Source organism: Parabacteroides sp. AT13 (genome assembly GCF_002272965.1).
Classification (GTDB): domain Bacteria; phylum Bacteroidota; class Bacteroidia; order Bacteroidales; family Tannerellaceae; genus Parabacteroides; species Parabacteroides distasonis.
The window spans coordinates 2,615,084-2,642,040 of the sequence record NZ_NQMH01000001.1; the positions used below are offsets into that span (position 1 = coordinate 2,615,084).

The 26,957-nt window shown below is 43.6% G+C and carries 19 protein-coding genes; 16 read left to right on the forward strand and 3 right to left on the reverse strand.

The genetic code is table 11. The features are described 5' to 3' along the window. Positions 1–1,238 precede the first annotated feature (1,238 nt). The 10 genes from CI959_RS10845 (at position 1,239) to metK (ending at position 16,387) form a co-directional block, all read left to right on the forward strand. Complete coding sequence (locus CI959_RS10845; RefSeq protein ID WP_226766830.1) at positions 1,239–4,826, forward strand: DUF1565 domain-containing protein; 3,588 nt, start codon at positions 1,239–1,241, stop codon at positions 4,824–4,826. A 20-nt stretch (positions 4,827–4,846) separates the two neighbouring features. Further along, a complete protein-coding gene (locus tag CI959_RS10850; protein WP_057317371.1) occupies positions 4,847–10,192 on the forward strand; it encodes an Ig-like domain-containing protein in 5,346 nt (1,781 codons plus the stop codon). A gap of 249 nt (positions 10,193–10,441) precedes the next feature. Further along, a complete protein-coding gene (locus tag CI959_RS10855) occupies positions 10,442–11,320 on the forward strand; it encodes an ABC transporter permease (RefSeq protein ID WP_057317372.1) in 879 nt (292 codons plus the stop codon). Positions 11,321–11,347: 27 nt separating this feature from the next. Next, positions 11,348–11,587: a DUF3098 domain-containing protein gene (locus CI959_RS10860; protein ID WP_005853907.1), complete on the forward strand. Its 240-nt coding sequence runs from the start codon at positions 11,348–11,350 to the stop codon at positions 11,585–11,587. Continuing rightward, positions 11,584–12,384 carry an undecaprenyl-diphosphate phosphatase gene (locus tag CI959_RS10865; RefSeq protein ID WP_005867094.1) on the forward strand — a complete coding sequence of 267 codons (801 nt, stop codon included), beginning with the start codon at positions 11,584–11,586 and terminating at the stop codon, positions 12,382–12,384. Before CI959_RS10860 ends, CI959_RS10865 begins: the two co-directional genes overlap by 4 nt. Before the next feature lie 3 nt (positions 12,385–12,387). Next, a complete protein-coding gene (gene truB, locus CI959_RS10870) occupies positions 12,388–13,095 on the forward strand; it encodes a tRNA pseudouridine(55) synthase TruB (protein WP_005867095.1) in 708 nt (235 codons plus the stop codon). A gap of 12 nt (positions 13,096–13,107) precedes the next feature. After that, entirely contained in the window at positions 13,108–14,157 is a 1,050-nt protein-coding gene (gene queA / locus CI959_RS10875; RefSeq protein WP_005853911.1) for a tRNA preQ1(34) S-adenosylmethionine ribosyltransferase-isomerase QueA, read from the forward strand. 10 nt (positions 14,158–14,167) lie between these two features. After that, positions 14,168–14,626 carry a 2-amino-4-hydroxy-6-hydroxymethyldihydropteridine diphosphokinase gene (gene folK, locus CI959_RS10880; protein WP_005867096.1) on the forward strand — a complete coding sequence of 153 codons (459 nt, stop codon included), beginning with the start codon at positions 14,168–14,170 and terminating at the stop codon, positions 14,624–14,626. 30 nt (positions 14,627–14,656) lie between these two features. Further along, the gene (locus CI959_RS10885) at positions 14,657–14,851 is read left to right on the forward strand and encodes a hypothetical protein (RefSeq protein ID WP_008778718.1); all 195 of its coding nucleotides are present in this window, start codon (positions 14,657–14,659) and stop codon (positions 14,849–14,851) included. Between the two features lie 249 nt (positions 14,852–15,100). Continuing rightward, a complete protein-coding gene (metK, locus tag CI959_RS10890) occupies positions 15,101–16,387 on the forward strand; it encodes a methionine adenosyltransferase (protein WP_005867099.1) in 1,287 nt (428 codons plus the stop codon). Between the two features lie 114 nt (positions 16,388–16,501). Here the strand turns inward: metK and CI959_RS10895 are convergent, their stop codons facing one another. Beyond that, entirely contained in the window at positions 16,502–17,272 is a 771-nt protein-coding gene (locus CI959_RS10895; protein WP_005853918.1) for an ABC transporter ATP-binding protein, read from the reverse strand. 2 nt (positions 17,273–17,274) lie between these two features. Further along, on the reverse strand, positions 17,275–18,021 hold the full coding sequence (locus tag CI959_RS10900; protein WP_008773770.1) for an ABC transporter permease: 747 nt from the start codon (positions 18,019–18,021) through the stop codon (positions 17,275–17,277). A gap of 175 nt (positions 18,022–18,196) precedes the next feature. Between CI959_RS10900 and CI959_RS10905 the strand changes: the two genes are divergently transcribed. Together CI959_RS10905 and lptB are read left to right on the forward strand one after the other, a co-directional pair. Then, on the forward strand, positions 18,197–19,312 hold the full coding sequence (locus CI959_RS10905) for a glycoside hydrolase family 43 protein (RefSeq protein WP_057317373.1): 1,116 nt from the start codon (positions 18,197–18,199) through the stop codon (positions 19,310–19,312). A gap of 84 nt (positions 19,313–19,396) precedes the next feature. Beyond that, positions 19,397–20,149: an LPS export ABC transporter ATP-binding protein gene (lptB, locus tag CI959_RS10910; protein WP_008779931.1), complete on the forward strand. Its 753-nt coding sequence runs from the start codon at positions 19,397–19,399 to the stop codon at positions 20,147–20,149. On the opposite strand, the gene CI959_RS10915 is transcribed toward lptB, so the two are convergent. Continuing rightward, positions 20,144–21,031, reverse strand: a complete 888-nt coding sequence (locus CI959_RS10915) for a CPBP family intramembrane glutamic endopeptidase (RefSeq protein WP_057317374.1) — start codon at positions 21,029–21,031, stop codon at positions 20,144–20,146. The genes lptB and CI959_RS10915 overlap by 6 nt on opposite strands. A gap of 143 nt (positions 21,032–21,174) precedes the next feature. On the opposite strand from CI959_RS10915, the gene tig reads away from it, so the two are divergent. The 4 genes from tig to recQ all read left to right on the forward strand — a co-directional run bounded on the left by tig (position 21,175) and on the right by recQ (position 26,846). Further along, positions 21,175–22,527, forward strand: coding sequence for a trigger factor (tig, locus tag CI959_RS10920; protein ID WP_005853929.1), 1,353 nt, complete (start codon positions 21,175–21,177; stop codon positions 22,525–22,527). A gap of 189 nt (positions 22,528–22,716) precedes the next feature. Further along, complete coding sequence (gene clpP / locus CI959_RS10925; RefSeq protein ID WP_005853931.1) at positions 22,717–23,379, forward strand: ATP-dependent Clp endopeptidase proteolytic subunit ClpP; 663 nt, start codon at positions 22,717–22,719, stop codon at positions 23,377–23,379. Between the two features lie 21 nt (positions 23,380–23,400). Beyond that, positions 23,401–24,633 (forward strand): ATP-dependent Clp protease ATP-binding subunit ClpX, encoded by a 1,233-nt coding sequence (gene clpX, locus CI959_RS10930; RefSeq protein WP_005853934.1) that lies wholly within the window; start codon positions 23,401–23,403, stop codon positions 24,631–24,633. A gap of 32 nt (positions 24,634–24,665) precedes the next feature. Further along, positions 24,666–26,846 (forward strand): DNA helicase RecQ, encoded by a 2,181-nt coding sequence (gene recQ, locus CI959_RS10935; protein WP_005853936.1) that lies wholly within the window; start codon positions 24,666–24,668, stop codon positions 26,844–26,846. Positions 26,847–26,957 lie beyond the last annotated feature (111 nt).

Below are 26,957 nucleotides of genomic sequence, written 5' to 3' on the forward strand. Positions count from 1 at the left end.
ACTGTGGTTTTTTCTTGCGTATTATTTTATAGTACACGTACGTAAATTATGTTTATAGCTTCCCTTTTCATAATAGCGACAGCTTACCTTGATTTTTATTAGCCGTTCTTTTGGGTTCTTAATGCATTGTACTGATATTTTTCTGGAGTGGTACCTTGAGTATGAAATGAAAAAACTAAATCATCTACCATATCTGCCATTATCTATATAAGTATCTAATTATAAGAAATTTGTTGAATGGTGGTAGATAATAAACATCTACCACTATCAGCTTGCATCTACCACTATTTACTGCTTTTCAACCACTAAATGCAGCCGTTCACTATTCGCTAACCACATTACTCGTTCTGCGAGGGTATGCCAACAGGTTGCCTGCTTGGTTATTTGTATACCTTGTGTACTGATTTAATGTATTGAATAATAGGTATTTATAGTTTTTTAGGCATAAAACAAAAGTTTTCATAGCGGAAAACTTTTGTTTTGTGCTTACGAAACTTTAGTTTTCCCTAGAAGAAACTTTAGTTTTCTCTAGGAGAAACTCTTTGTTCCCCTAAGGGAAATGTCTTTCAAAAATAACACGTTTTCTTATCCAATGCAAAGAAAAAGTATCAATGTCAAGTATAAGTGGTAGATGTTGAATGATAATTGTAGATGTCAGGCTATCTACAACCTATATGTAATGCTTTGATTTATAAAGCATACATGGCGTAGTGGTAGATATTGTAGATGTTTTCATAAAATCAATATTGTAGAATTCCTTTTATCTCAATTATGTATAGTTGCAGTCTGATATTTGGTTAGTTATGCTATTCCACATGCTTTAAGAAGAGAATCTTATAGCTTGTGATGATATAAAGTTTTTATGGTAGAAAATTTTGTTTACGTAAAAATATTTGATCTATAAGTATTCTGTAATAGATAAAAACGCCTAGTCTAAACGATCGTTTATTCTAGGCGTTAAAGATAGGCTATATTTTTGAATAAAACAAAATCCAGAGAAACTTTTAAAAATTGATTATCAACGCATAAACGTAAATATGGACGCTTATGCGTTGAATTCAATAAAACGCCAGAATAAAATGATCGTTTAGACTAGTCGTTTTATAACCGATGATTTCGCATAACTGCTTGTAAATGATGATTATGAGAAGACTGATGTGCTGGAAGCTACAGAGTTTATGAATATAGGGTAAATGTTTTAAATAATTGAATATTACTAACTTATAAAAATTAATCGTATGAAAAGAAGACTACTTTTCTTGTTCGCCGTGTTTATGGTGGCAACGAGTGTGGGGTGGGGACAGACGGATTTGTATGTCAGCACTTCGGGTTCTGATGGTAACGGAGGTGGTGTGGAAGCTCCTTTGGCTACAATTGCGAAAGCGATTGAAAAAGCCGCAGATGGGGCTACCATTCGTGTGGCAAAGGGAATTTATCCCCAAGTTTCACCTATTGTTATTCCAAAGTCTATTACAATTATTGGCAGTGATTCGACAAATTGTATTATAGAAGGGCAGCTAGATATTCAACGGGATGAGGAAGAGAGCGTAATCAATGTCAATTTGCGGAATTTACAGATTACAAAAGCTACAACATTAAGCCAAGGCCTTATTAATGTGATGTCTAAGAATGTGAATTTGAATTTGTCTGGGGTCCATCTTCATCAACTAACAGCAGGTAGTGGTGATGGTTGGGGTAAAAGTTCTATGGGCATTGTTAATCTGGGAAAAAGCTATGATTCTAATAGTATTTGTGATAATGTGAATGTATCTCTTACGAATTCTTGTATTTATTTAGAAGGGTCTTACAATCGAGGGTTCTCTTCGTTTGGAAATACGACTAAGGTGAAAAATACTATTGTATTGGATAATTCTCATATTCTTTCTGCGGTATATCCGAAGAATGGTACTTATAGTAGAGGAATAAGTTTCTCAAATATGAATGGATCGTCCATAGAAATGAAAAATAATAGTACTATCAAAGGATTTTATTATGCAATAAATGTAACAGCGCTAAATGATAATCTTTCGATTTCAATTGTAGATTCAAAAATAGATTCATGGGCGGCACTCAATATTTGGTCATCTAATAATAAGTTTAAGATAGCTAATTCAACATTGGAGTCTCATAACTATCAACTTAAAGGATCAAATGATTTTGCTACGATTGTATTAAATAAAGATGAAGAAGACAATGCGATTAACAATTCCTTTGATATAAAAAATGCTAATTTGTTTGCTTTTATGGAAAGTACAGCTCTGCAATATCCTATTTCTGTTCGTAGTACGGGTAATACATTTAATATTGGTGAGGGCTCTGTACTGAAAGTGAATAAAAATAATGTAGGGGTTTTGATACAGGACTATAAAACGAATACTTTTAATTGCGACAATACGGTTAAGTACCAGATCGCGGATGAGAAATCAGCGATTACTGTATTCAACCAAGATGGTTCATTACGTAATGCGGCTTGCGATATGTCTGGTCTACTTTCTGAGGTAGATTTGACAGATCAAAATCGTATCGTTTTCCCGGAAGGAGAATATACTTTACCAATGACTCTACCATTAGATAAATCTATCACAATTCAAGGAGCTGGGCAGGACAAGACTATTATAAAAGGTGCGATCTTGGTTAATGGCTCTGCCAATAATACTGCTACCGATGTTAAAATAAAAGGATTGAGTATCGATTATACGCCAACGAAAGTTACCTCTGGAAAATGTACTCCAATTATAGAGGTAACCGGTAATGCGGATTTGTTGATAGATAATTGTATTATGAATAATAATACACAAGGCTATGGTGATCGTAAGAACCCAAATCCTGCGGAAGCATTACAAAATGCGATTCTTCTGGGAGCAACGGCAAAGGGGACTGTACGTGTTGAAAATACTACAATAAATTTGGCGGCTAACGCACAATCTGGAGTTCTTATTGATGGAGAACTGACGGATGTCTCTCTTGTTAATACAAAGATTGAGGGACAGGTGAACGGTTCGAATCAATTTGGTGTATATATTCACCATAAAAAAACGCCAGTGACGGTAGATAGTACGACAATCTTGCTAAATAACCATTATTGTATTTATGCTAATAACGCCGGCGATCAAAAATTGACAATAAAGAATAAATCGAACATCGTAGGATATGGTGCTCTCTATTTGTATGAGACCTCAGATATGAACGTCCATGTTTCGGGAGGGAGTATCTTAACAGGTAAGACAAAAAATAAGGGTGTTTCCGATAGCTTTGCGGCTATAGCGATATCAACAAATAATTCTACAGTGGGAGCTTCCAATAACGAGATTGTGATTGAGGATTCTTATATCGGGAATAAGTTTGCTGAACAAGAGACAATGGCAATGACTCCGATTAAAATAAATGGTAGTTTTACTCCTATTCCTTGTGATAATAAGATTATACTGAAAGGAAAAACAATTGTCTCAACTACTGATAACATAAAGAATCCAACTATAGTGGGTTATGGTATGAATCCTGATAAATATAATAATGTAATCATGCTGGAAGATACTGATGTGCAATTGCAAGACCAGAACGGGAAACCTTGTGTAATCATTAATAAACCGGATGGTTCATTTAGGAATGCAGCGGTCTCTATAGTAACAGCAATCGATTTTGGAGAATTGTATGGGAGTACATATTACCATGAAGGCATTGCCTATGCGGGAGATATAATACTGATTCCTGACACGACTATGGCAGAAACGCTTAATTCTTTAAATGCGGCAAAGCCTAATTTCTTTCCGGATGTGAATACATGGGAGCCTTATACGATCCCGGATGGTGTTATTTTTAATTGCAAGGATGGTCGTTTAGTGATAGAGGAAAATACAGCTAAAGCATATGCTATTGCTAACCCATTTAAAAGGGTTTATTGGTTGAATCAAGGTGCGCAGTCATTTTCTATAAAAGAATGTGTAGTAGCCATTGACATAAAAAGTGATACTACGTGGGCCACATCTTTTCAAGATCGACAGGTGAATATTCTAAATGGAGCGACACTGACTGTCTCAGTGCCTATGGCTTTAGATACAGTGATGATGGAAGAGGATGCACAAGTGGTATTTACCGCTACGGAAGGGAAGTTTACGGCTCGGTCTCTTCGTTTCGCTCCACTTTTGTCTGCTACGGGATGGAAGGCGTTTGGAATGCCATTTACCTCTGCCGTGATCAAGAACTCTACGGAGGAGGAGATCTTGGCTCCAAGTGTTCAAAATGTTGATAATGGTATCTGGTTCGCTAGGCTGAAGGATAACAAGACTCCGGAGTTCGTGGTGGATGAGAGTGCTTTTGGCATGGCTGGTCTTTGGGCGGCTAATGGCGATACCTATACGATCTCTTCTGAAGGAGCTTTTGAATTCAAGACTTTGGAAGAACCTGCCGCTCCAACTGAAACAGGTACTTTCTTGATGTGCTCGAATCCGAATACATTTACGATTACCTTGAAACAATCTGCTTATATATTGACAACGGATGGAACCTCTTTCGAGCAAGAGGCAAATCCGGAGATCAAGCCTTTCCAAAGCTTTGTCTTGACAGACGCCAAGACATTGAGTACGCTTCGCTCTTTACGTATCGGCGATGGCGTGGTTACGGGTAACCAGACGATCGAGCCGGTAGATGGTTATTACGTGACTACTGATCGTGGCGCTATCGTGATCCACACGCCGGAGCCTATGGACGTGGTAATCATCGGAATGAATGGCAAGGTCGCTTATCGTGGCGAGGTTACGGACGGACAGCGGATCATGGTTTCTTCGGGCATCTATGCCGTGAACGGTCAATTAGTAAGGGTTAAATAACGATTAAAACAAAGATAAACATGAAAAAGAGTATATTAGCGATATTCCTTGCTGTCATTGCGATGGCACAGGTACATGCGCAAGATTCAGATTTACGTTCCGCCCCGGATCTTCCGACGTTCAAGGTGACATTGAATTATAGCTCGGCGAATACGGATCAAGGAACCATAACCAGTACGGTAGCCACAGGTTCCAAGGTGGCATATAATAGTAAACCCGTTTTCACGATCACGGCGAAGCCCGGATATGTCCTGTCGGATATAACGATGAATACGGCTACTATTGGCACGTTGCCGAGCGGTACTTTTCAAAATGATAATACGACCACTTATTCCTATACTTCCACCGCTTTAACCGGTAGTACGGAAATCAAGGCGGTGTTCAAGGCGAAAGAGCAGGTGACGGTCACGATCTCTCCTGAGTATGCCACCTTGGATGAGATAAGGGCGAAGGTGAATTTGCCCAAGGTTACTTTTGACCCGGTTATTACGGGGTATAAAGTACAATACAGGGAGGATGGCTCTGCTGCTTTGACGGATGAGCTACCCGAAAAGGCTGGACTTTATTATGTTGTCGTAACCAAGTCGGAGACTGATACGCAAGTCGCCATAAACAAGGAGATTCTATTCAAGGTACAACCGTCCCATACGCTTTCCTACTCGTTTGAGGAGGCGCAAGGATCTGTAACCGCTTCTATGGATGGCTCCATTATCGCCAGTGGTGATGAGATCGTTTATAATAAGCCAGCCGTATTGAAGATTACCTCCAAGCCCGGTTATGTGTTGAGCAGACTTACCGTAGATAATAATGAGGTGACTTTGCCGAAAGGAACTTTTAATTCTTCTACGAATGAGACTTCCTATGTGGATTATACGACATCGGCGTTGACCGCTTCTACGGTTATTGACGTGCGATTTGCCGCGAAGAAAACCGTATCTGTAACAGCCAATCCATTATCTGCCACGAAGGATGAGGTTTTGGCTGGTAAGAATCTTCCGGTTATCACATTTACCCCCAATACGATAGCGGGGCAGAAGGTTCAATATAAGAACGCTTCCGGAGCTTTATCCGATAAACTTCCTGCGGCGGATGGTGTTTACACGATCGTCGCGACCAGTCCCGAGACTGCGGAATATGCCGCCTTGAAGGATGAGAACATGAAGTTCACGGTATCTAAAGCGAATGTATTAAATTATAACGTGGAAACGGCCGGACAAGGTACGGTTACCGCCAAGATGGGCTCTACGGACATGGCAAGCGGTAGCGAGATCATTAACGGCCAACCTGCCGTATTTACAATTATCGCTAACCCCGGATTTCTATTGAATAAGATTGTTGTGAATGGAACTGCGGTATCAGCCTTGCCAAAAGGCGCGCTTAATAAGGATAACACCATCTCTTATACCTATACGACCGCCTCGTTAACCGCCTCTACGACCTTATCGGTAGGTTTCGCCGCGAAGAAAACGATTTCCGTGAGTGTAACAGGTTCTTCGGCGACAAAAGACGAGATCGTGGCCGGGAAGAATTTGCCGGTTATTAAGTTTACGCCGGAAATAGCGGGACAAGCGGTTCGATATCGTGCGGCCGATGGTTCGGAGACTTCCACATTACCGCAGATAGTCGGAGCTTATAAGATCGTCTTATTTAGTCCGGAGACCATGGAGTATGCCGCGTTAGAGGATTCCTCTAAAACGTTTACGATCCGTAATGCCAATACCTTGGCTTACGCTGTCGATGGTGGACAGGGTACGGTTACCGCCAAGATGAACAACAAGGACATCATGAGCGGTGGTGAGATCGCTTACGGTAAGTCCGTCATTTTCTCGATCGTATCGAATGCCAACTATAGGCTAGGGGCTATTAAGCAAGCCTCTTCGGACGTGGATATCTCGAAGATCAAGGGAACGTATGCTAATGGAAATACCTCTTACACGTACACGACTCCTAATCTGATGAGTGGCGATAGCTATACCTTTGCGTTCGTCTCCAAGGATACGGTGAGGTTCGTGGCTAACAACCTTGTCCAGACGGTCGGCTCCATCAAGCCGGTCACGGTAACAAGCGCTGTCGGGGACATCAAGATCGAATATCAATTGAGCGGTACGGCTTGGGTTACGACATTGCCTTCCACGCTGGCCGTGGGTTCTTATAAGGCCCGTTTGAGCCGTGCGGAGGACTTGACATACCGTAGCCTCTCTGATACGGTTACGTTAGTGGTGGAGAGCAAGAAAGAGGTGGAGAGTTTGGTGTTACCTACTCCGGGTCGTATTGAGGAAGGACAGGCTTTATCGGCGTGTACCTTGATCGATGGAACTTCTTCCGGATCATTTATCTGGAAAACTCCGAACGAGATCGCTTCTCCGGATAAGAAAAAGTACGACTTGATATTCGAACCGAATGATCCTGTTCTCTATGCGGCTAAAGATACGTTTATAACCTTGAACGTAATTCCTGTTTATTCTATGAATGTTACCGCCGGTAATTTCGGTACTGTCATCTTGGAGGGGCGTACCGCAAATGATAAATACGCGAGAGGCTCGGTTTTGAAAGCGACAGCCGTCGCGGATAAGAATTACCGGTTTGCCGGTTGGAGTGATGGGAATACATCGGCTACACGGGAGTTGCAAGCGAATACGAACTTGGATATCGTAGCCCGTTTCGATTCGATCGTTTATGGCGTGACGTTTACGAATCCGATGAATGGTTCCTTGAAGGTCTTCGCGAATGGCGTGGAGGTAAAGAATGGTGCTGAGTTTTTGCAGGGAACCTTATTGACTATCACGGCGACTCCGGATCCGGGCTATATGGTTCAGTCCGTGAAGGTGAACGGGGCTTTGGTGAATAACGGTTCTTATACTTTGATACAAGCCGCTGATATATCGGCCGATTTCCTTCAAAAAGAACCGGATAAACATTTGGTAAAGGTTGGGGAGTTGAAGAATGGTAGCGTGAATCTGATCGAGGTGGATACGAAGGCACCCGTTACTCCCGGTGAGGCTATCTCTGAAGGTGTGAAAGTGAAGGTGATAGGAAATGCGGATTATGGCTATGAGCTGGCATCCGTGAGAGTGGTAGGTGCGAATTATAATGAGACTGATGACTCATTTACGGTTGGAACCGGAGATGTTACGGTGAACGCAAGTTTCCAGTTGATGGAATATCAAATAACCTCGGCGTTGAGTATTCCTAATGCGGGTAAGATCGTGTTGAAAGACAAGGCAGGCAAAGAGGTGGCTTCCGGTTCAAAGGTACCTTATATGACTCAACTGACCGCTTCTGTTGAGACGGAAACGGGATATCGTTTTATGAATATGATGGTGAACTCTTCCGAGATCAAGGATGGAGACGTATTCACCGTTTCTGGCCCTATGGTTGTTACCGCTAATTATGTGGAGAAGAAAGATTTGGCTTCGCTGATTGATAAGACGACGCAAACGGTAGTCTATAATAAGCAATACCGGAATTTCGAGGTTAAGATTACGGGCTATTCCGGTTTGGACTTTAAGGTCGCATATTCCCGGAGTGGGGTAGAAATGACAGAGAATCCTAAATCGGCCGGAACTTATAAAGTTCGGATTACCCGTGGCGAGGATGATTTATTTAAAGCCGTGGATGTAACTGCCGAGCTGATTATCAAGAAGGCTGGTATGGCATTGCTGAAAGAACCGACTATAGAAGGGGAGGATTATTCAAAGATTGACGCTAAACTTACTCAAGACTTCGAGGATGTGGAATGGAATCCTTCTACACAAAAATCGGCGCTTCGTGCGAACGTGACTGGAAGCCCGACAAAGGATCAGGTAAATATTCTGCGCTTTACCCCACTTGACAAGAGTAATTATGAATCGGTAGATTATTCAATGCCGGTTGGTGAAGTAAAAACGTTTTCTTTAAGTGCCTCAAATACGGAGGTTACGAATGGAGGCTTGGTTATTAGCGATTATTCTAAAATTCCGGAGAATACGGTTATAAAGTTACGGGCGGTAGCTCCTAGCGAGAATCAGCGTTTTGATTCTTGGGGTGAAAATGTCTCAAGCACCGATAGAAAGAACCCAGAGATAACGGTTACTTTGGCGGCTGATGCGACATACACCCCGAATTTTGTGGATAAACCTAAAATAACGGCGAATCCTTCAGATTTGGAGTTTGTTTATAATGGTTCCGTAAGGCTTGTGGAATTGAAAGACATTTTGAGCGGTAGTTATCCGACAGATGTAAATATTAAATATTCAAATACGGATGGGTCGGTTGCTACCCCATTGAACGCAGGTACTTATCTTGTGACTGTAACACGTACCGGGGACGAGAACTGGCGATCTTTCGAGGCAACCAAGAAATTAGTGATAAAGAAAGCGAAGGTCGTAGAGGTAGTAGCTCCTACCGCATCTACGATCACGGAAGGTCAGTCCTTGTCGGAATTCCTATTATCCGGTGGTGTTGCGAAAGGTGCCGATGGAACTACCATATCCGGTAAATTTGAATGGGCTGATGCGTCAGCTATATTGAAACCCGGCGATAGCCAGAAAAAGGAAGTGATCTTCACGTCGTATGATCCGAATTATGAGGATGCGACTACGAATGCGGAGGTTACGGTGAAAAGTTCGGATGCGTTAGTTGTCACGTTCGCTCAACCGGAAAATGGTTCTTTGAAAGTCTATATGTTGAAAGGTGAGGGCGAGAAGACCGAGATAACGAGTGGAACCGCTGTGGCGAAAGCGACTAAGCTAACCATTGAGACAGAAGCCAATCCGGATTATGAATTGGCCGTTATTCAAATAGGCGAAGAGAAGTATACGACTTCGCCTGTAGAGATTGAAGTCGATAAGTCCTTGGCTATTATAGCAGAGTTCAAGCCGGTTTCTACACCTCCGGGAACAGATGTGGCTGTTACGGGAGTTTCTTTGAATATCACGTCCAAGGCATTGGCCGTAGGTGAATCTTTTGCCTTGCAAGCGAAAGTTACCCCTAATAACGCCACTATGAAAACCGTCTCTTGGAGTAGCAGCGACGAGACGGTGGCTACTGTTGACGCGGATGGTGTCGTTACCGCATTGAAGATCGGTACTTGCAAGATTACCGTGGCTACCGATGATGGAAACAAGACGGCGTCTTGTGTGGTAACTGTCTCCGGTACGGTAGGTATCGAGCAAATCATCGACGATCATCAAATCTATTGCGAGCGAGGTGCGATAACCGTTCATCCGGCCCGTCCAATCTCGATCCGTATCATAGCGGTGACTGGAGTTAGCCTGTATGGCGACTCAATTATCGGACCTACCCGCATCCCGGTATCGACAGGAATCTATCTGATAGAGATCAACGAGAATGGCAAGCATATAACAGTGAAAGTAAACGTTCGCTAACAACCTTATTTTAAGAAACTAACCCTTGAGTCTTTAATGTTGGGGAAGGCCGCTAGGAATACTCAGTTCCGGCGGTCTTCTTTTTTATCATTGTATATGTACGAATAGCCTTTGTTAGAGTTGTAGAGGTTAAATATTCTAAAACCCTTTCGGCTTACTTATTTTATTCGTTCTTTTGCAAGAAAATTGGGAGGTGTGTTCTCTGTACGCATCTCCTTAATTTATTTAACGTTAATAAGTGAGAGTCTGATGGCTGAAAATAAAAAAGTTAGTTCTGTTTCTTTCTTTAACTCCCGGCTTACGTCTGTTATTAGTATCTCCTTGGTACTATTCTTGCTAGGACTCATTCTATTGATAGGGATGTTGGGTAATAGACTCTCCGTTTATGTGAAAGAGAACTTATCTTTCTCCATCGTATTGAAAGATAACCAAAAAGAAACTGAGATAAAGAAAATGCAGAAGAGCTTGGACGCTCTTCCTTTTATAAAATCTACCGAGTATATATCGAAAGAACAAGCTGCGAAAGAGTTGGAAGAAGAATTGGGCGAGAATCCGGAAACCTTCTTAGGCTTTAACCCTTTACAGGCCTCGATTGAGGTGAAACTGCATTCGGAGTACGCCAACCCCGATAGCCTTCAAGTGATAGAGAAGAAGATTAGAAACTATACGTCGGTCTCGGAGCTGCTTTACCGAAAGGATATGATGGAGATGGTCCATAATAATATGAAGCGGTTGGGCTTGATCCTGCTAACCTTGGCTGCGGTACTGATGATTATCTCGTTCGTGTTGATCAGTAATACGATCCGCCTGTTGATTTATTCCAAACGATTCTTAATTCATACGATGAAGCTAGTGGGGGCTACTTCCGGCTTTATACGTAGGCCTTTTGTGAAATATAACATAGTAAGTGGCATTTTCGCCTCTATCTTGGCAATATTGATGCTAACCGGAGCGTTATATTATTTGCAAAATGAATTGAAAGGTTTTATCCAGATATTGGATATGCAAACATTATTATTGGTTTATGTGGCAGTGTTTGCTTTAGGTATTGTCTTGTCCGTGATCGCGACCATTTTTGCCGTGAATAAATATTTGCGGATGGGGGGCGATAAGTTGTATTATATTTAATGTACGAATAATAAAGAGTTGAGAAAGATGGCTAAAAGAGATTTTGCTTTCGGAAAAGAGAATTTTATACTGATTGCGGTAGCGGTTGCCTGCATCGTGCTTGGTTTCATATTGATGAGTGGTGGAGGTTCCGGGGATAATACGTTCAATCCCGATATATTCAGCGCCCGCCGTATCGTGGTAGCTCCGGTGGTTACGGTTATCGGTTTCGTGATGATGATTTTTGGAATCTTGAAGAATAGCAAAGATAAAGAAGTAACAGAATGAGTTGGTTTGAGGCCTTGATACTGGGTATCGTACAGGGATTGACCGAATATCTGCCGGTGAGCAGTAGCGGTCATTTAGCGATTGGCTCAGCTTTGTTTGGTATAGAGGGAGAGGAGAATCTTGCGTTTACGATCGTCGTGCATGTGGCGACCGTATTCAGTACGTTAGTGGTTTTATGGAAGGAAATCGATTGGATATTCCGTGGTTTGTTTAAATTTCAGATGAACGCGGAGACGAAGTATGTGATTAATATCTTGATTTCCATGATTCCGATCGGGATCGTTGGGGTATTCTTTAAAGATACGGTAGAACAAATCTTTGGATCAGGTTTATTGGTCGTTGGTTGTATGCTGCTATTGACGGCGGCTTTGCTGGCATTTTCGTATTATGCCAAACCACGCCAGAAAGAGTCGATCTCGATGAAAGACGCTTTTATTATCGGTCTGGCTCAGGCTTGCGCCGTGATGCCGGGTTTGTCACGTTCCGGATCAACGATCGCTACCGGTTTGTTATTGGGAAATAATAAGGCGAAACTAGCCCAGTTCTCTTTCTTGATGGTAATACCTCCGATCTTGGGAGAGGCGTTGTTGGATGTGATGAAGATGGTGAAAGGTGAAGATGTGGCCGGGAGCATTCCCGCATTATCATTAGCGGTAGGTTTCGTGGCCGCTTTTGTTTCCGGTTGCGTGGCCTGTAAATGGATGATCAACATCGTGAAAAAGGGGAAACTGATTTATTTCGCTATCTATTGCGCGATTGCGGGATTGGTGACAATTGCTTGTACATTACTGAAATAAAGAATGGATTTTATAGCTGGAGAGATTTTATATTTTAATAAACCGCTAACGTGGACTTCTTTTGACCTAGTTAATAAATTTCGCTATAAGCTAAGTCGGAAACTGAAGGTAAAGAAGATTAAAGTTGGACATGCGGGGACACTGGATCCCTTGGCTACAGGTGTGATGATCGTTTGTACCGGAAGGGCTACGAAGCGGATCGATGAGTTTCAATATCAGACGAAGGAATATATCGCTACGTTGAAGTTGGGAGAGACTACCCCGTCTTTCGATTTGGAGAAAGAGATAGACGCCGTGTATCCCACGGAACATATAACCCGTGAGCTCGTGGAGGAGGTTTTAAAGACATTCGTGGGTACGATCCAACAGATTCCCCCGGTGTTCTCCGCTTGCAAAATCGAAGGTAAACGTGCTTATGAGCTAGCCCGGAAAGGAGAGGAGGTTGAACTAAAATCCAAGACATTGGTTATAGACGAACTGGAGTTGCTGGAGTGTGATTTGCCTGTTATAAAGATACGGGTGGTATGTAGCAAAGGTACCTATATTCGTGCGTTGGCTCGTGATATCGGGAAGGCCTTGGATTCTGGCGCTCATTTGATTGGATTGGAACGGACTCGCATCGGAGAGGTAACTTTGGATATGTGTATGTCTCCGGAGGAGATCGATGATTTCTTAGAGAAGAATGTGGTAAAAATAGAAGAAGAAAAATAAATAGAGTGCATTATGAAGCTTTCGAAATTCAAATTTAACTTACCGTCGGAATTAATCGCTTTACATCCGGCGAAGAACAGAGATGAGTCGAGGTTGATGGTCGTTCATCGTGATACGGGTGAGATCGAGCATCGCGAATTCAAGGATATTCTAGACTATTATGGAAAAGGTGACGTGTTTATCTTTAATAACACGAAAGTGTTCCCCGCTCGCTTGTACGGTAACAAGGAGAAAACAGGGGCGCGTATCGAGGTGTTCTTGTTGCGCGAGCTGAACGAGGACTTACGTTTGTGGGACGTATTGGTGGATCCGGCTCGTAAGATCCGTATCGGTAATAAGTTATACTTTGGCGAGGATGATTCCATGGTCGCGGAGGTAATTGATAATACGACTTCGCGTGGTCGTACGCTCCGTTTCTTATATGACGGGAACCACGACGAGTTTAAGAAGGCTTTGTATGCCTTGGGCGAGACTCCGCTGCCTAAGTATATCGAACGTGAGGTGGAACCGGAAGACGAGGATCGTTATCAGAATATTTTCGCTGCGGAAGAAGGTGCGGTTGTGGCTCCTGCCGCGGGATTGCATTTTAGCCGTGAGTTGATGAAACGTTTGGAGATCAAGGATTGCCAGTTCGCTTTCTTGACATTGCATTCGGGCTTGGGTAATTTCCGTGAGATCGACGTGGAAGATTTGACAAAGCATAAGATGGATTCTGAGCAAATGGTCGTAAATGCCGATGTAGTGGATATCGTGAACAAGGGAAAGGATGAGGGGCACAAGGTTTGTGCGGTTGGAACTTCCGTGATGCGTGCGATCGAGACGGCCGTAAGTACGGATGGTCATCTGAAAGAGTTCGAGGGCTGGACGAATAAGTTTATCTTCCCTCCGTATGATTTCAGCGTGGCTACCAGCATGGTGACAAATTTCCACATGCCGTTGTCTACATTATTGATGATGACAGCTTCTTTCGGTGGTTATGAGTTGATCATGGACGCTTACGATATCGCTTTGAAAGAGAAATATCGTTTCGGTGCTTACGGCGACGCTATGCTAATCCTTTAATCCGGTTTCTATGGCGACAGCTTACCTTGGATTAGGTACGAACGTAGGTAATAAACGAGGAAATTTGGTGACAGCGGCGGCGCTGTTGGCTGAAAGGGTGGGAGATGTTCTTGCCCTTTCTGATATGTATGAGACGGAGCCTTGGGGATTTGAATCGGACAACACTTTCTTGAACGCCGTGATCGTTATGACGACGGAACTTTCCCCTATGGAATTATTAGACGCTACCCGTTTGATCGAGATCGAGATGGGACGTATCGAAAAAAGTGACGGTGCGTATCATGACCGTATCATCGATATCGATCTGTTAATGGTGGATGAGCAAATCCTGCATACGGAGCGGCTGACGCTACCGCACCCTCTGATGCACAAACGGTCGTTTGTAATGGAACCGTTGGCAGAAGTAGCTCCGTCGGTGAAACATCCTGTGTTTGGCAAGACGATGCGTGAACTTTTATCCGAATTATAAGTTTTAATTATGAACTACGAGATTTGAGTTATGAATAAAGAAATTAATAAAGCGATGACGCAAGGGATCGTCTTCAAGAAAGCGAAAGGCGAAGCGGAAGATTCGAATGGTAAGAAAATCAAGTTCTCTGATTTCTTGAAAGGGACACATGGCTCTGATTCAGCGAAATGGAAGGCCGGTTTTAAATATAAAAAAGCCTTACGTAATTCCAAAAAGAAGAAATAATTTTCAATTTTCAACTTTCAATTCTCAATTATTGCGTATCTTTGCGAATGAATTGACGTGGATAGATTTGTATTGCTTGCAACCACGGGAAAAAATGCTAAAAACATATCCTTTTCGTTGCCGTCCGGCAGAAAAATCCTTCCAAGTTCAATTCAGTCATAGATTAATAACTAACGAGCATTGTCAATTGCGACCTGTGGTTTATCCCCTAATTCTCAATTTTCAATTCTCAATTTTCAATTTAAAACGATGAGTTATTTATTCACCTCCGAATCGGTGTCTGAAGGGCACCCCGATAAAGTAGCCGATCAAATATCGGATGCTTTGCTGGATGAGTTCTTGGCGTATGACAAGAATTCGAAAGTTGCTTGCGAAACCCTTGTTACAACCGGACAGGTTGTCTTGGCTGGAGAAGTTAAATCAAGTGCGTATGTGGATGTGCAGGAAGTGGCACGTGGCGTGATCGAGAAGATTGGTTACACGAAAAGCGAGTACCAGTTTGAAGCGAAGTCATGTGGTGTGTTCTCTTCTATCCATGAGCAGAGTGGCGACATCAACCGTGGCGTAGAGCGTGCGGATCCCTATGAGCAGGGTGCCGGCGACCAAGGTATGATGTTCGGTTATGCTACTAATGAGACTGAGAATTATATGCCTTTGGCGTTGGACTTATCTCATAGTTTATTATGGGAATTGGCGAAGATCCGTAAGGAAGAACCGGATTTGATGCCTTATTTGCGTCCGGACGCTAAGAGTCAGGTTACGATTGAATACGATGATAACGGTAAGCCGTTGCGTATCGATACGATTGTGGTATCCACGCAGCATGATGAGTTTATCGGTCCGAAAGGTATTTCACAGAAGGAAGCGGATGAGGCTATGCAAAAGAGGATCGCCTTAGACGTGAAGAAGATATTGATACCTCGTGTGAAGGCTCAATATCCGGCTCATGTACAGGCTTTGTTTAATGATAATATCATTTATCACGTGAACCCGACCGGTAAGTTCGTGATCGGTGGTCCTCACGGTGATACCGGTTTGACCGGCCGTAAGATCATCGTGGATACATACGGTGGCAAAGGTGCTCATGGCGGTGGTGCTTTCTCTGGAAAGGACCCTTCTAAGGTAGACCGTTCGGCTGCTTATGCCGCTCGTCATATCGCTAAGAATATGGTTGCCGCCGGTGTGGCGGATGAGATGCTGGTACAGGTGTCTTATGCGATCGGTGTGGCTAAACCGATGAATATTTTCGTGAATACTTTTGGCCGTGCGAAGGTGAATATGACGGACGGAGAGATCGCCGCTAAGATCTGGGATATCTTCGATATGCGTCCGAAAGCGATCGAGGAGCGTTTGAAATTGCGTAACCCGATTTATTTCGAGACCGCTTCTTATGGTCATATGGGACGCAAACCCCAGACGGTGACGAAGACATTCTCTTCCCGTTATTTGCAGAAGCCGGTTACTTGTGATGTGGAGTTATTCACATGGGAGAAATTGGATTATGCAGATAAGATCAAGGACGTGTTTGGTCTATAAAAAATAAGTGGAAAAAGTAAGCTGGCTTAAATGGCGAAGTATGTTAAGATACTTTGCCATTTAAGTTAAGATACTTAGCCGATGAAGTTAAGATACTTTGCCAAGTATGTTAACTTACCCTTCCTCTTGGAGCATTTCTACTTCTTTTACTTTCCTGAACAGGTCGGACGCAAAGATGAAATCGTTCAACGCTTGGTTATTAGAGGTGATTACCTGCTCTTTTGTTCCTTGCCATTCCTTCACGCCTTCCTTAATAAAGATGATATTATCACCAATATTCATCACGGAGTTCATGTCGTGGGTATTGATAACGGTCGTCATATTGTACTCCACCGTAATGTCGTGAATCAAATCATCAATCAATAGAGAAGTCTTGGGGTCTAGTCCGGAGTTCGGCTCATCGCAGAACAGGTATTTAGGATTTAGGGAGATCGCTCTTGCGATGGCGGCACGTTTCATCATACCTCCACTGATCTCGGAAGGATATAGATGTCCAGCCTCGGACAGGTTTACACGTTCCAAACAGAATTCCGCACGTTTCCTGCGCTCTTTTGTTGAGTCTTTAGAGAACATATCTAAAGGAAACATTACGTTTTCCATTACCGTCATGCTGTCGAATAAAGCGGAACCTTGGAACAACATACCCATTTCCCGACGCAGCATATTTAACTCATGCTTGTTCATCGTGATCAAGTCTCTGCCGTCGTATAATATCTGTCCGGTATCAGGTTTCATTAACCCGATGATATTCTTGATCATTACCGTTTTACCCGAACCGCTTCGTCCGATGATCAGATTCGTCTTACCATCCTCGAACGTCGTACTTATATCTTTCAAGACGACACGTCCATCGAAAGACTTCGTTATATTCTTAACTTCGATCATTTTTAAGTAAGCATTAAATGGGTTAATATTACGTCGGCAAGTAAAATCATGATACTGCTCATGACCACGGCATTCGTACTTGCCTTACCTACCTCTAGGGCGCCTCCCTTTACGTTATAGCCAAAATAGGCAGCGATGGATGAGATGATGAACGCATATACTACGGATTTGATAATAGAATACCAAATGTAAAACTCGTTGAAGTAGAATTGCAAACCGTACTCGAACGAGGAAGGAGTCATTCCCGTACTCGTTGAGTAACTGGCGAATATGCCGCCCATGATACCGGTGAACATACTGAAGATAACCAATACCGGAATAAAGATCATCAAACCGAGCATTTTCGGAAGGATCAGGAAGTTGGCTGAATTAACACCCATGATTTCCATGGCGTCTATCTGCTCGGTGACTCGCATGGTTCCGATCTCGGAGGCGATATTACTGCCTACTTTACCCGCTAGGATTAGTGCCATGATAGAGGAAGAGAATTCCAGCAAGATAATCTCACGGGTGGTATAGCCGATCGTAAACTTAGGAATCAAGGGGGAACTGATATTCAAGGAGATCTGGATGGCGATAACCGTACCGATAAAGACCGAGATGATTATGACAATCCAAAGAGAATCCACGCCTAGCTTGTATATCTCTTTGATCAATTGCTTAAAGAACATACTCCACCGGTCTGGAAGTGTTATACTCTTCATCATCAGTAGGGTATACTCACCCATTCTGTGTAATGCTTTATTCATTTTTATCTTGATAAATTTCTGATTTCAATTTGCAAAGATAGCGTAAAATCCACTAATAACCATATAACATCTTAGAAACAAGATTGGTTTTATTTGTAAATCCTATGGTATTAAAGTTTGCCACATCCCTCTTTTTTAACTATGTTTGTTTTCTTAAATACTAAAAAATACTTTTATGAAGCGAATTCTTTTAGGAGTGATCGGCTTGCTGTGTTTATGTGTGGCTTGCCTGCGGAAGGATCTTTCTTTTAAGCCGGGGGAAGTTTGGCCGGATGATAAAGGGGTACATATAAACGCTCATGGTGGCGGTATTCTACGGGTTGGGGATACTTATTATTGGTTTGGTGAACATAAAACGGAGGGCTCGGCTGGAAATCTGGCTCAAGTAGGCGTTCATTGCTATTCGTCGAAAGATTTATATAATTGGAAAGACGAGGGAATCGCCTTATCGGTCGTGCCGGATGATACGACGAGCCATATTGTTAAGGGATGCGTGTTGGAGCGTCCGAAAGTGATTTATAATAAAAAGAATGATCAATATGTAATGTGGTTTCATTTAGAGCCGAGAGGTGCTGGCTATTCGGGAGCATTGAGTGGAGTGGCTGTCAGTAAAAACGTGGCGGGGCCTTACTCGTTCGTAAACGCTTTCCGTCCGAATGCCGGTTTTTGGCCGGTTAATGTACAGGAACTACATAAGCAACCTTGTACGCTTTCCGCAGATCTACGTTTTAGCGGTGGAGAGTTACCTGCCCATCCGGATAGCTTGAATTTATTGGGGCGTGACCAAATCTCCGGACAAATGGCTAGGGATATGAACCTTTTCGTGGATGACGATGGCATCGCTTATCATATTTATTCCTCGGAAGAGAATAGTACCTTGCATATATCGCAGCTGACCGATGATTATACGAGTTATTCCGGTAAGTACGCCCGTTTCTTCCCGGGGCGTTTCATGGAAGCTCCAGCCTTGTTCAAACAGAAGGGGAAATATTATTTGATTATGTCCGGCTGTACGGGCTGGGCTCCGAATGCGGGACGATCGGCGGTCGCTTCCTCGATTTGGGGACCTTGGAAGGAATTGGAAAATCCGTTTAGGGGAGAGAACTCGGAGGTGTCGTTTTATTCTCAGAGCACGTACGTATTGCCTGTACCCGGCCATGCGGATCGCTTTATTTATATGGGAGATCGTTGGACTCCGGAGAACGCTATAGACGGACGTTATATCTGGCTTCCTATCCGATTCGAGGGGGAGCAACCCGTGATCGAGTGGCGATCTGAGTGGAATTATTAAATTCTCTTATCGCTTTTTTGCGAATGTATGTGATGTAGATCTGCGGATTATCACGTACATTCGCGTTAAATTTTTAAGTAGCTTATGTCAGACGAACAACGAATGGTGCTCCGTACGGAGGACTTGGTAAAGAAATATAGGACTCGTACGGTCGTGAATCATGTATCGATTAACGTGAAACAGGGGGAGATCGTTGGTTTGCTTGGTCCGAACGGAGCGGGAAAGACGACCACCTTTTATATGACAGTAGGTTTGGTCACTCCTAACGAGGGTAAGATCTTCTTGAATGACATGGAGATTACGAAATTCCCGGTCTATAAGCGGGCTCGCAACGGCATTGGCTATCTGGCGCAAGAGGCTTCGATTTTCCGAAAAATGACGGTGGAAGATAATATCCGCTCGGTCTTGGAGATGACGGGACGTAGCATTGAGTACCAAAAAGAGAAACTGGAAAGCTTGATTTCAGAGTTCGGTTTGAATAAGGTTCGTAAAAACTTGGGAGACCAGCTTTCGGGTGGAGAGCGGCGTCGTGCGGAGATTGCCCGCTGTCTGGCGATCGATCCGAAGTTCATTATGTTGGATGAGCCTTTCGCCGGTGTAGACCCGATCGCCGTACAAGATATCCAGACAATCGTGGCTCGCTTGAAACATAAGAATATCGGAATCTTGATTACCGACCACAATGTGTACGAGACATTGAGTATTTGTGACCGGGCCTATCTCCTGTTCGAGGGAAAAGTCCTTTTCCAAGGAACCGCCGAACAACTAGCCGAGAACGAGATCGTGCGCGAGAAATATTTGGGAAAAGACTTTGTGCTGCGTAAGAAAGACTTATAGCAGTCGTTTCAATCGCCTGTTTACCAGTATGAACAGCAGGAAAGATAAGGCGGCGATAAGACAAAAGTCCAAAAGATGCTCGGCGGGAATATCGCCTGTGATAAACTCGTTATCCTTGAGACGACTGTCCGACATCCCTATTACGGCGAAAGCATTATTGACAAAGTGGGCGAACACCGGTATCCAGATGCTCTTGCTCCAATAGAGTAGATAGCCGAAATAGGCTCCGAGTATCATCCGGGGCAAGAATCCGTAAAATTGTAAATGGAAGGCGCTAAATAGTATGGCGGCGACCCATATGATCGTATGAGGGTTGGAGGTCCATTTCCCGATCACTCGTTGCAAGGCTCCTCTGAACAGGAACTCCTCGGTTATCCCGGCCGTAACGGCGATAACGATAAGGTTGGCCAGGATTACCCAAACGCTATCGCTGGATAACAGGATCGTCGTCAGTTGTTCGGCGAGGGTTTCTTGCGCCCGCATCCATTCCTCGATAGGAGCCATAAACGCGGGTAACTCCATCTGCTTGTTGAGCAATCCTAGCAAATTGATAACCGGAGAAAATAAGAACACGCAAACTAAGGTGAGAATCCAGATCCTGCCGTCTGTGATTTTCTTGACTGATAGATAATGGCGGGGATTGTCACTACATATCCAAGCCATGGCGATAGATGGTAGCAAAAAGGTACAGATCGCCGAGATGAACTGAATGAGCCTCATTAAATTAGCGTCTTGGGTTATATCAGCCTGTAAACCGTGGGTCGCAAGTAATAAGCCCGTGGATATAATAGATGATAAAATGGCTCCAGCCAATAAGAATAGCAAGAGGATCAAAAGTTGGATTATCGCCGGACGGGTAGCATATATTCCTTTTATTCTCATAATGATTCATTCAAAGGGTAAATAATTGCCGCCAAATATAAACAAAAGAATAAAAACAGATCAAAATTTGCACGATTAAAAGAATAAGTCTAATTTTGCGACCTAAAATTCGATACGACTATTAATTAAATAAATCATTCAGAATGAACGTTTCGCTTAAAAACAATGATGCCGTAAGCGGTATCGTGAAATTAGAAATAGTGAAAGCTGACTATGCTGATCAGGTAGACAAGAGCCTGCGTAGCCTTCGTCAGAAAGCCAATGTACCGGGTTTCCGTAAGGGCATGGTTCCTATGGGCATGGTTAAAAAAATGTACGGAAAGCACGTGCTGGTAGAGGAGATAAACAAATTAGTTTCTGAGAATCTGTTCAAGTATATCCGTGAGAACGATTTGCATATCTTAGGCGAGCCGATGCCTAACGAGACTGAGCAAAAGCCGTTGGATTTCGATAAGGAAGAGGATTTCGAATTCTGTTTTGACGTGGCTTTGGCTCCGGAGATCAATATCGAGTTGAGCAAGAACGATAAACTTCCGTTCTATCAAGTCGCTATCGATGAAGAAATGCTAAATAACCAAGTAAACGCTTATCGCTCAAACTTCGGTTCTTACGACAAGGTAGACGAGGTTGAGGAAAAAGATATGGTAAAAGGTACGGTAGCCGAGCTTGAGAATGGTGCCCCGAAAGAAGGTGGTATCGTTGTTGAGGATGCTGTCTTGATGCCTATGTATATCAAGGATGAGGAAGAAAAAGCTAAATTTATCGGTGCTAAAGTAAATGCCGTAGTGGTATTCAACCCGAATAAGGCTTACGAGGGTGCTGAGGCAGAGATCGCTTCTTTCTTGAAGATCGATAAAGAGAAAGTGGCTGAGACTACAGGCGACTTTAGCTTTGAGATCAAGGAGATCACCCGTCATAAAGACGCAGAGATGAACCAAGAGTTGTTCGACAAGGTATTTGGCGAGAACGTGGTTACCAGCGAGGAAGAATTCAAGAACAAGATCAAGGAAGCTTTGGCAGAGCAATTCGCTCCTCAGAGTGACTTCAAGTTCTTGACGGATACTCGTGATATGTTGGTTGAGAGAGCTGGCGAGTTGAATTTCGCTGACGATTTATTGAAACGTTGGTTGCTTGCCGCTAACGAGAAGAATACGAAAGAGAAGATCGACGAGGACTTCCCTCAGATCCTTCAGGATTTGAAATATCAGTTGATCAAGGAGAACTTGGTTAAGAAGAACGGCTTGAAGGTTGAGGACGCTGACATCGAGAACTTCGCTAAACGTGTGGCTAAGGCTCAGTTCGCTCAATACGGCATGTTGTCTGTACCTGAGGACGTACTTGACAACTACGCTAAAGACATGTTGAAAAATAAGCAAACACTTCAGAACATCATCGACCGTGCGGTTGAGGAGAAATTGGCTGCTTGGTTGAAAGAGCAAGTGGAACTTGATGTTAAGGAGGTAACCGCTGACGAGTTCAACAAACTTTTTGAATAAAAAGATCTTTACTCGGCCTCTTAGGAGGTTGTTTTATATCAAAAAAGGGATTTCTCTCTAAAAATATCTTAGCGGATAGCGAAATAAATTGTTTCTTTCAGAAATTTATTTATAACTTTGTTTTTCCGTTAAGTCACAGAGGGAAATCCCTTTTTACGTCTTCTCGGTAAATAAAAGATAGGAGAAAATATGGAAGATTTTAGAAAGTATGCTACAAAGCATTTAGGTATGAGTGGTACGGCTCTGGATAGTTATATGAACATCTCCAGTAGCTATATCTCCCCGACAATTATAGAGGAACGACAGCTGAATGTCGCTCAAATGGATGTCTTCTCTCGGTTGATGATGGACCGTATTATTTTCTTGGGCACGCAAGTGGATGATTATACCGCTAACGTGATTCAAGCGCAGTTGTTGTATCTGGATTCCAGTGATCCCGGAAAGGATATCTCTATTTATATCAATTCGCCGGGTGGCTCTGTATATGCGGGCTACGGCATTTATGACACGATGCAGTTTATCTCCAGCGACGTATCTACGATTTGTACGGGTATGGCCGCCTCTATGGCGTCTGTCTTATTGGTGGCGGGAACCAAGGGAAAACGTTTCGGCTTGAAGCACTCCCGTGTAATGATCCATCAACCGCTTGGCGGCGTACAAGGACAGGCTTCAGACATCGAGATTACCGCTCGCGAGATCTTGAAGGTTAAGAAAGAACTGTACACCATAATCTCGGATCATTCAGGTAGACCCTATGAGGAGATCGAGCGCGATGGCGACCGTGATTTCTGGATGACCGCGGAGGAAGCGAAAAAGTATGGCATGATCGACGATGTTTTAACACGTAAATAACAAAAACAACAATAAGAAACTATGGCCAAAACAACAGGCGATACATGTACGTTTTGCGGCAGGAGTAGCCGTGATGTTAATTTGCTTATCAATGGGATCTCTGGTTGTATTTGCGATGATTGTGCCCGGCAGGCGTATGAGATCGTAAAGGAGCAGACAGGAGGTAAGAAAACTTCTTTTGGTTTGAAGCAGAAAGATCTGCCTAAACCGGAAGATATCAAGACTTTCTTGGATCAGTACGTGATCGGGCAGGATGACGCGAAGCGTTATCTGTCGGTATCGGTGTACAACCATTACAAGCGTTTACTTCAAAAGGTTACCGCCGATGATGTAGAGATTGAGAAATCTAATATTATCATGGTGGGCGCTACCGGTACGGGCAAGACTTTGTTAGCCCGTACGATCGCTAAGTTATTGCATGTCCCGTTCGCTATCGTGGACGCTACGGTACTTACCGAGGCAGGTTACGTGGGGGAGGATATTGAGAGTATCTTGACCCGGCTATTGCAAGCGGCGGATTATGATGTGGAGGCGGCCCAACGGGGTATCGTCTTCATCGATGAGATCGATAAGATCGCACGTAAGAGCGATAATCCGTCTATCACTCGGGATGTCAGCGGTGAGGGTGTACAGCAAGGTTTGCTGAAACTTCTAGAAGGATCGATCGTGAATGTGCCTCCTCAGGGGGGACGTAAGCATCCGGAGCAAAAGATGATTGCGGTGGATACGAAGAATATCCTGTTCGTTTGCGGTGGTGCTTTCGATGGAATCGAGAAGAAGATCGCTCAACGCTTAAATACCCGTGTGGTCGGTTATTCGGCTAGTTTGGATACGGCTACCGTAGACCGGAATAATTTACTGAAATACATCACCCCGACTGATTTGAAGTCGTTTGGCTTGATCCCGGAGATTATCGGTCGTTTACCTATCCTCACGTATCTGAATCCGCTGGATCGTGATACGCTTCGTAACATCTTGACCGAGCCGAAGAACTCCATTATCAAGCAATACGTCAAATTGTTCGAGATGGATGGCATTAAGCTGACGTTCGATGAGAAAGTCTATGAGTTTATCGTGGATAAGGCGCTTGAGTTTAAGCTGGGTGCCCGTGGGTTACGTTCAATCGTAGAAGCCGTGATGATGGACGCTATGTACAGTATGCCATCTCAAAAAGTAAAGGAACTCCATGTAACGTTGGAGTATGCGAAAGAGAAATTTGAAAAATCGGACGTGAACCGTTTACAGGTCGCGTAAACGTAGGCGGTTTACTATAAATAATACGAAGTATGGCAAAGAAGGATCATTTAACAGAAGAGCTAAATCGGCACTTTGGCTTCGGTACCTTTAAGGGGAACCAGAAGGCTATTATTGAGAACGTGCTGGCCGGGAAGGATACTTTTGTATTAATGCCGACGGGGGGAGGTAAATCTCTTTGTTATCAATTACCATCCATACTAATGGAAGGAACCGCGATCGTGATATCTCCGTTGATCGCTTTGATGAAGAATCAGGTGGACGCGATGCGGAATTTCAGTGAGGAAGATGGGGTCGCCCATTTTATCAATTCCTCTTTGAATAAGTCGGCTATCGACCAGGTGAAATCGGATATATTATCAGGACGTACCAAGTTGCTGTATGTAGCACCGGAGTCCTTGACCAAGGAAGAGAACGTGGATTTTCTGCGTCAGGTAAAGATCTCTTTCTATGCGGTGGACGAGGCGCATTGTATCTCGGAATGGGGACATGATTTCCGTCCGGAATATCGAAGAATCCGTCCGATTATCAATGAGATCGGTAAACGTCCGTTAATCGCTCTGACCGCTACCGCTACACCTAAGGTGCAGCACGATATCCAGAAGAATCTGGGTATGATAGACGCTACAGTCTTTAAATCATCCTTCAACCGCTCTAATTTGTATTATGAGGTTCGTCCGAAAGGAACGAATATAGACCGCGAGATCATTAAGTATATTAAAGCCAACGAGGGTAAATCGGGTATCGTATATTGTTTGAGCCGTAAAAAGGTGGAGGAATTTGCCGACATCTTGAAAGCCAACGGGATAAAGGCGTTGCCTTACCATGCGGGAATGGATTCGCAAGTACGTTCCGCCAATCAGGATGCCTTCCTGATGGAACAGGCGGATGTGATCGTGGCTACGATCGCTTTCGGTATGGGTATCGACAAGCCGGATGTCCGTTATGTGATTCATTACGATATCCCGAAGAGCCTAGAAGGTTATTACCAGGAAACCGGTCGTGCCGGTAGGGATGGCGGAGAAGGCCAATGTATCGCTTTCTATGCTTATAAGGACTTGCAAAAATTGGAGAAATTCATGCAAGGAAAGCCCGTGGCCGAACAGGAAATCGGCAAACAGTTGCTTTTAGAGACTGCAGCCTATGCCGAGACTTCCGTCTGCCGGAGAAAAGTGCTATTGCATTATTTCGGTGAGGAATACCTGGAAGATAATTGTGGTAATTGTGATAATTGTTTGAACCCAAAGAAGCAGGTGGAAGCGAAGGAATTGTTAAGCGCGGTACTGGAGGTTATCAGTACGTTGAAAGAAAAGTTTAAGGCAGATTATATCGTAAATATTTTGGTAGGTAACGAAACCTCCGAAATCCAAAATTACAAGCACAATGAATTAGAGGTCTTCGGTTCCGGACAGGACGAGGATGATAAAACTTGGAACGCCGTTATTCGTCAGGCTTTAATCGCTGGCTATTTAGCGAAGGATATTGAGAATTATGGTTTGCTGAAAATCACGGAAAAAGGTAAGGAGTTCATGAAGAAGCCGGTATCGTTCAAGATTACCGAGGACAATGAATTCGAGGAAGAGGAAGAGGAAGTTCCGGTTCGTGGGGGCGCCTCTTGTGCGGTAGACCCGGTTCTTTATTCCATGATGAAGGATTTGCGTAAGAAATTATCCAAGCGGTTGGAAGTTCCGCCTTTCGTGATTTTCCAAGATCCCTCTTTGGAGGCTATGGCTACTACTTATCCGATCACGTTGGACGAGTTGCAGAATATCCCGGGAGTGGGCGCTGGTAAGGCGAAACGTTATGGCAAGGAGTTCATTGAGTTGATCAAGAAACATGTAGAGGAGAACGAGATTGAGCGTCCGGAGGATTTGCGCGTACGTACGGTCGCTAATAAGTCCAAGTTGAAGGTCTCAATCATTCAGCGGATCGACCGTAAGGTGGCGCTGGACGAGATCGCGTTGACTAACGGACTTGAGTTCACCGAGCTTTTGGATGAGATCGAGGCGATCGTATATTCCGGTACACGTATCAATATCGATTATTTCTTGAATGATGTGATGGATGAGGATCATATCGAGGATATTTACGAGTATTTCAAGGATTCGGAGACCGACGGTCTGGAAGACGCCATTGAGGAATTAGGCGGTGACTATACGGAAGAGGAGATTCGCTTGGTCCGTATCAAGTTCTTGTCTGAAATGGCAAACTAATGGGAGGGTGGCCCGGTTCCACTCTAAAGAAAAAACAAATAAAGAAGCTTATTGTTCCTTCCGAAAGAGATTTATTTTTCCTTCGGAAGGAATTTTGTTTTCGTTCGGATG

Excerpts from the sequence above, each read along its gene's own strand:
- CI959_RS10885 (WP_008778718.1), top strand. The coding sequence starts at position 14,657 with ATGAATAAAGAAATTAATAAAGCGATGACGCAAGGGATCGTCTTCAAG.
- CI959_RS10860 (WP_005853907.1), top strand. The coding sequence starts at position 11,348 with ATGGCTAAAAGAGATTTTGCTTTCGGAAAAGAGAATTTTATACTGATT.
- tig (WP_005853929.1), top strand. The coding sequence starts at position 21,175 with ATGAACGTTTCGCTTAAAAACAATGATGCCGTAAGCGGTATCGTGAAA.
- CI959_RS10855 (WP_057317372.1), top strand. The coding sequence starts at position 10,442 with ATGGCTGAAAATAAAAAAGTTAGTTCTGTTTCTTTCTTTAACTCCCGG.
- recQ (WP_005853936.1), top strand. The coding sequence starts at position 24,666 with ATGGCAAAGAAGGATCATTTAACAGAAGAGCTAAATCGGCACTTTGGC.
- clpP (WP_005853931.1), top strand. The coding sequence starts at position 22,717 with ATGGAAGATTTTAGAAAGTATGCTACAAAGCATTTAGGTATGAGTGGT.
- CI959_RS10850 (WP_057317371.1), top strand. The coding sequence starts at position 4,847 with ATGAAAAAGAGTATATTAGCGATATTCCTTGCTGTCATTGCGATGGCA.
- clpX (WP_005853934.1), top strand. The coding sequence starts at position 23,401 with ATGGCCAAAACAACAGGCGATACATGTACGTTTTGCGGCAGGAGTAGC.
- queA (WP_005853911.1), top strand. The coding sequence starts at position 13,108 with ATGAAGCTTTCGAAATTCAAATTTAACTTACCGTCGGAATTAATCGCT.
- CI959_RS10905 (WP_057317373.1), top strand. The coding sequence starts at position 18,197 with ATGAAGCGAATTCTTTTAGGAGTGATCGGCTTGCTGTGTTTATGTGTG.
- metK (WP_005867099.1), top strand. The coding sequence starts at position 15,101 with ATGAGTTATTTATTCACCTCCGAATCGGTGTCTGAAGGGCACCCCGAT.
- CI959_RS10895 (WP_005853918.1), bottom strand. The coding sequence starts at position 17,272 with ATGATCGAAGTTAAGAATATAACGAAGTCTTTCGATGGACGTGTCGTC.
- folK (WP_005867096.1), top strand. The coding sequence starts at position 14,168 with ATGGCGACAGCTTACCTTGGATTAGGTACGAACGTAGGTAATAAACGA.
- truB (WP_005867095.1), top strand. The coding sequence starts at position 12,388 with ATGGATTTTATAGCTGGAGAGATTTTATATTTTAATAAACCGCTAACG.
- CI959_RS10900 (WP_008773770.1), bottom strand. The coding sequence starts at position 18,021 with ATGAATAAAGCATTACACAGAATGGGTGAGTATACCCTACTGATGATG.
- CI959_RS10915 (WP_057317374.1), bottom strand. The coding sequence starts at position 21,031 with ATGAGAATAAAAGGAATATATGCTACCCGTCCGGCGATAATCCAACTT.
- CI959_RS10865 (WP_005867094.1), top strand. The coding sequence starts at position 11,584 with ATGAGTTGGTTTGAGGCCTTGATACTGGGTATCGTACAGGGATTGACC.
- lptB (WP_008779931.1), top strand. The coding sequence starts at position 19,397 with ATGTCAGACGAACAACGAATGGTGCTCCGTACGGAGGACTTGGTAAAG.
- CI959_RS10845 (WP_226766830.1), top strand. The coding sequence starts at position 1,239 with ATGAAAAGAAGACTACTTTTCTTGTTCGCCGTGTTTATGGTGGCAACG.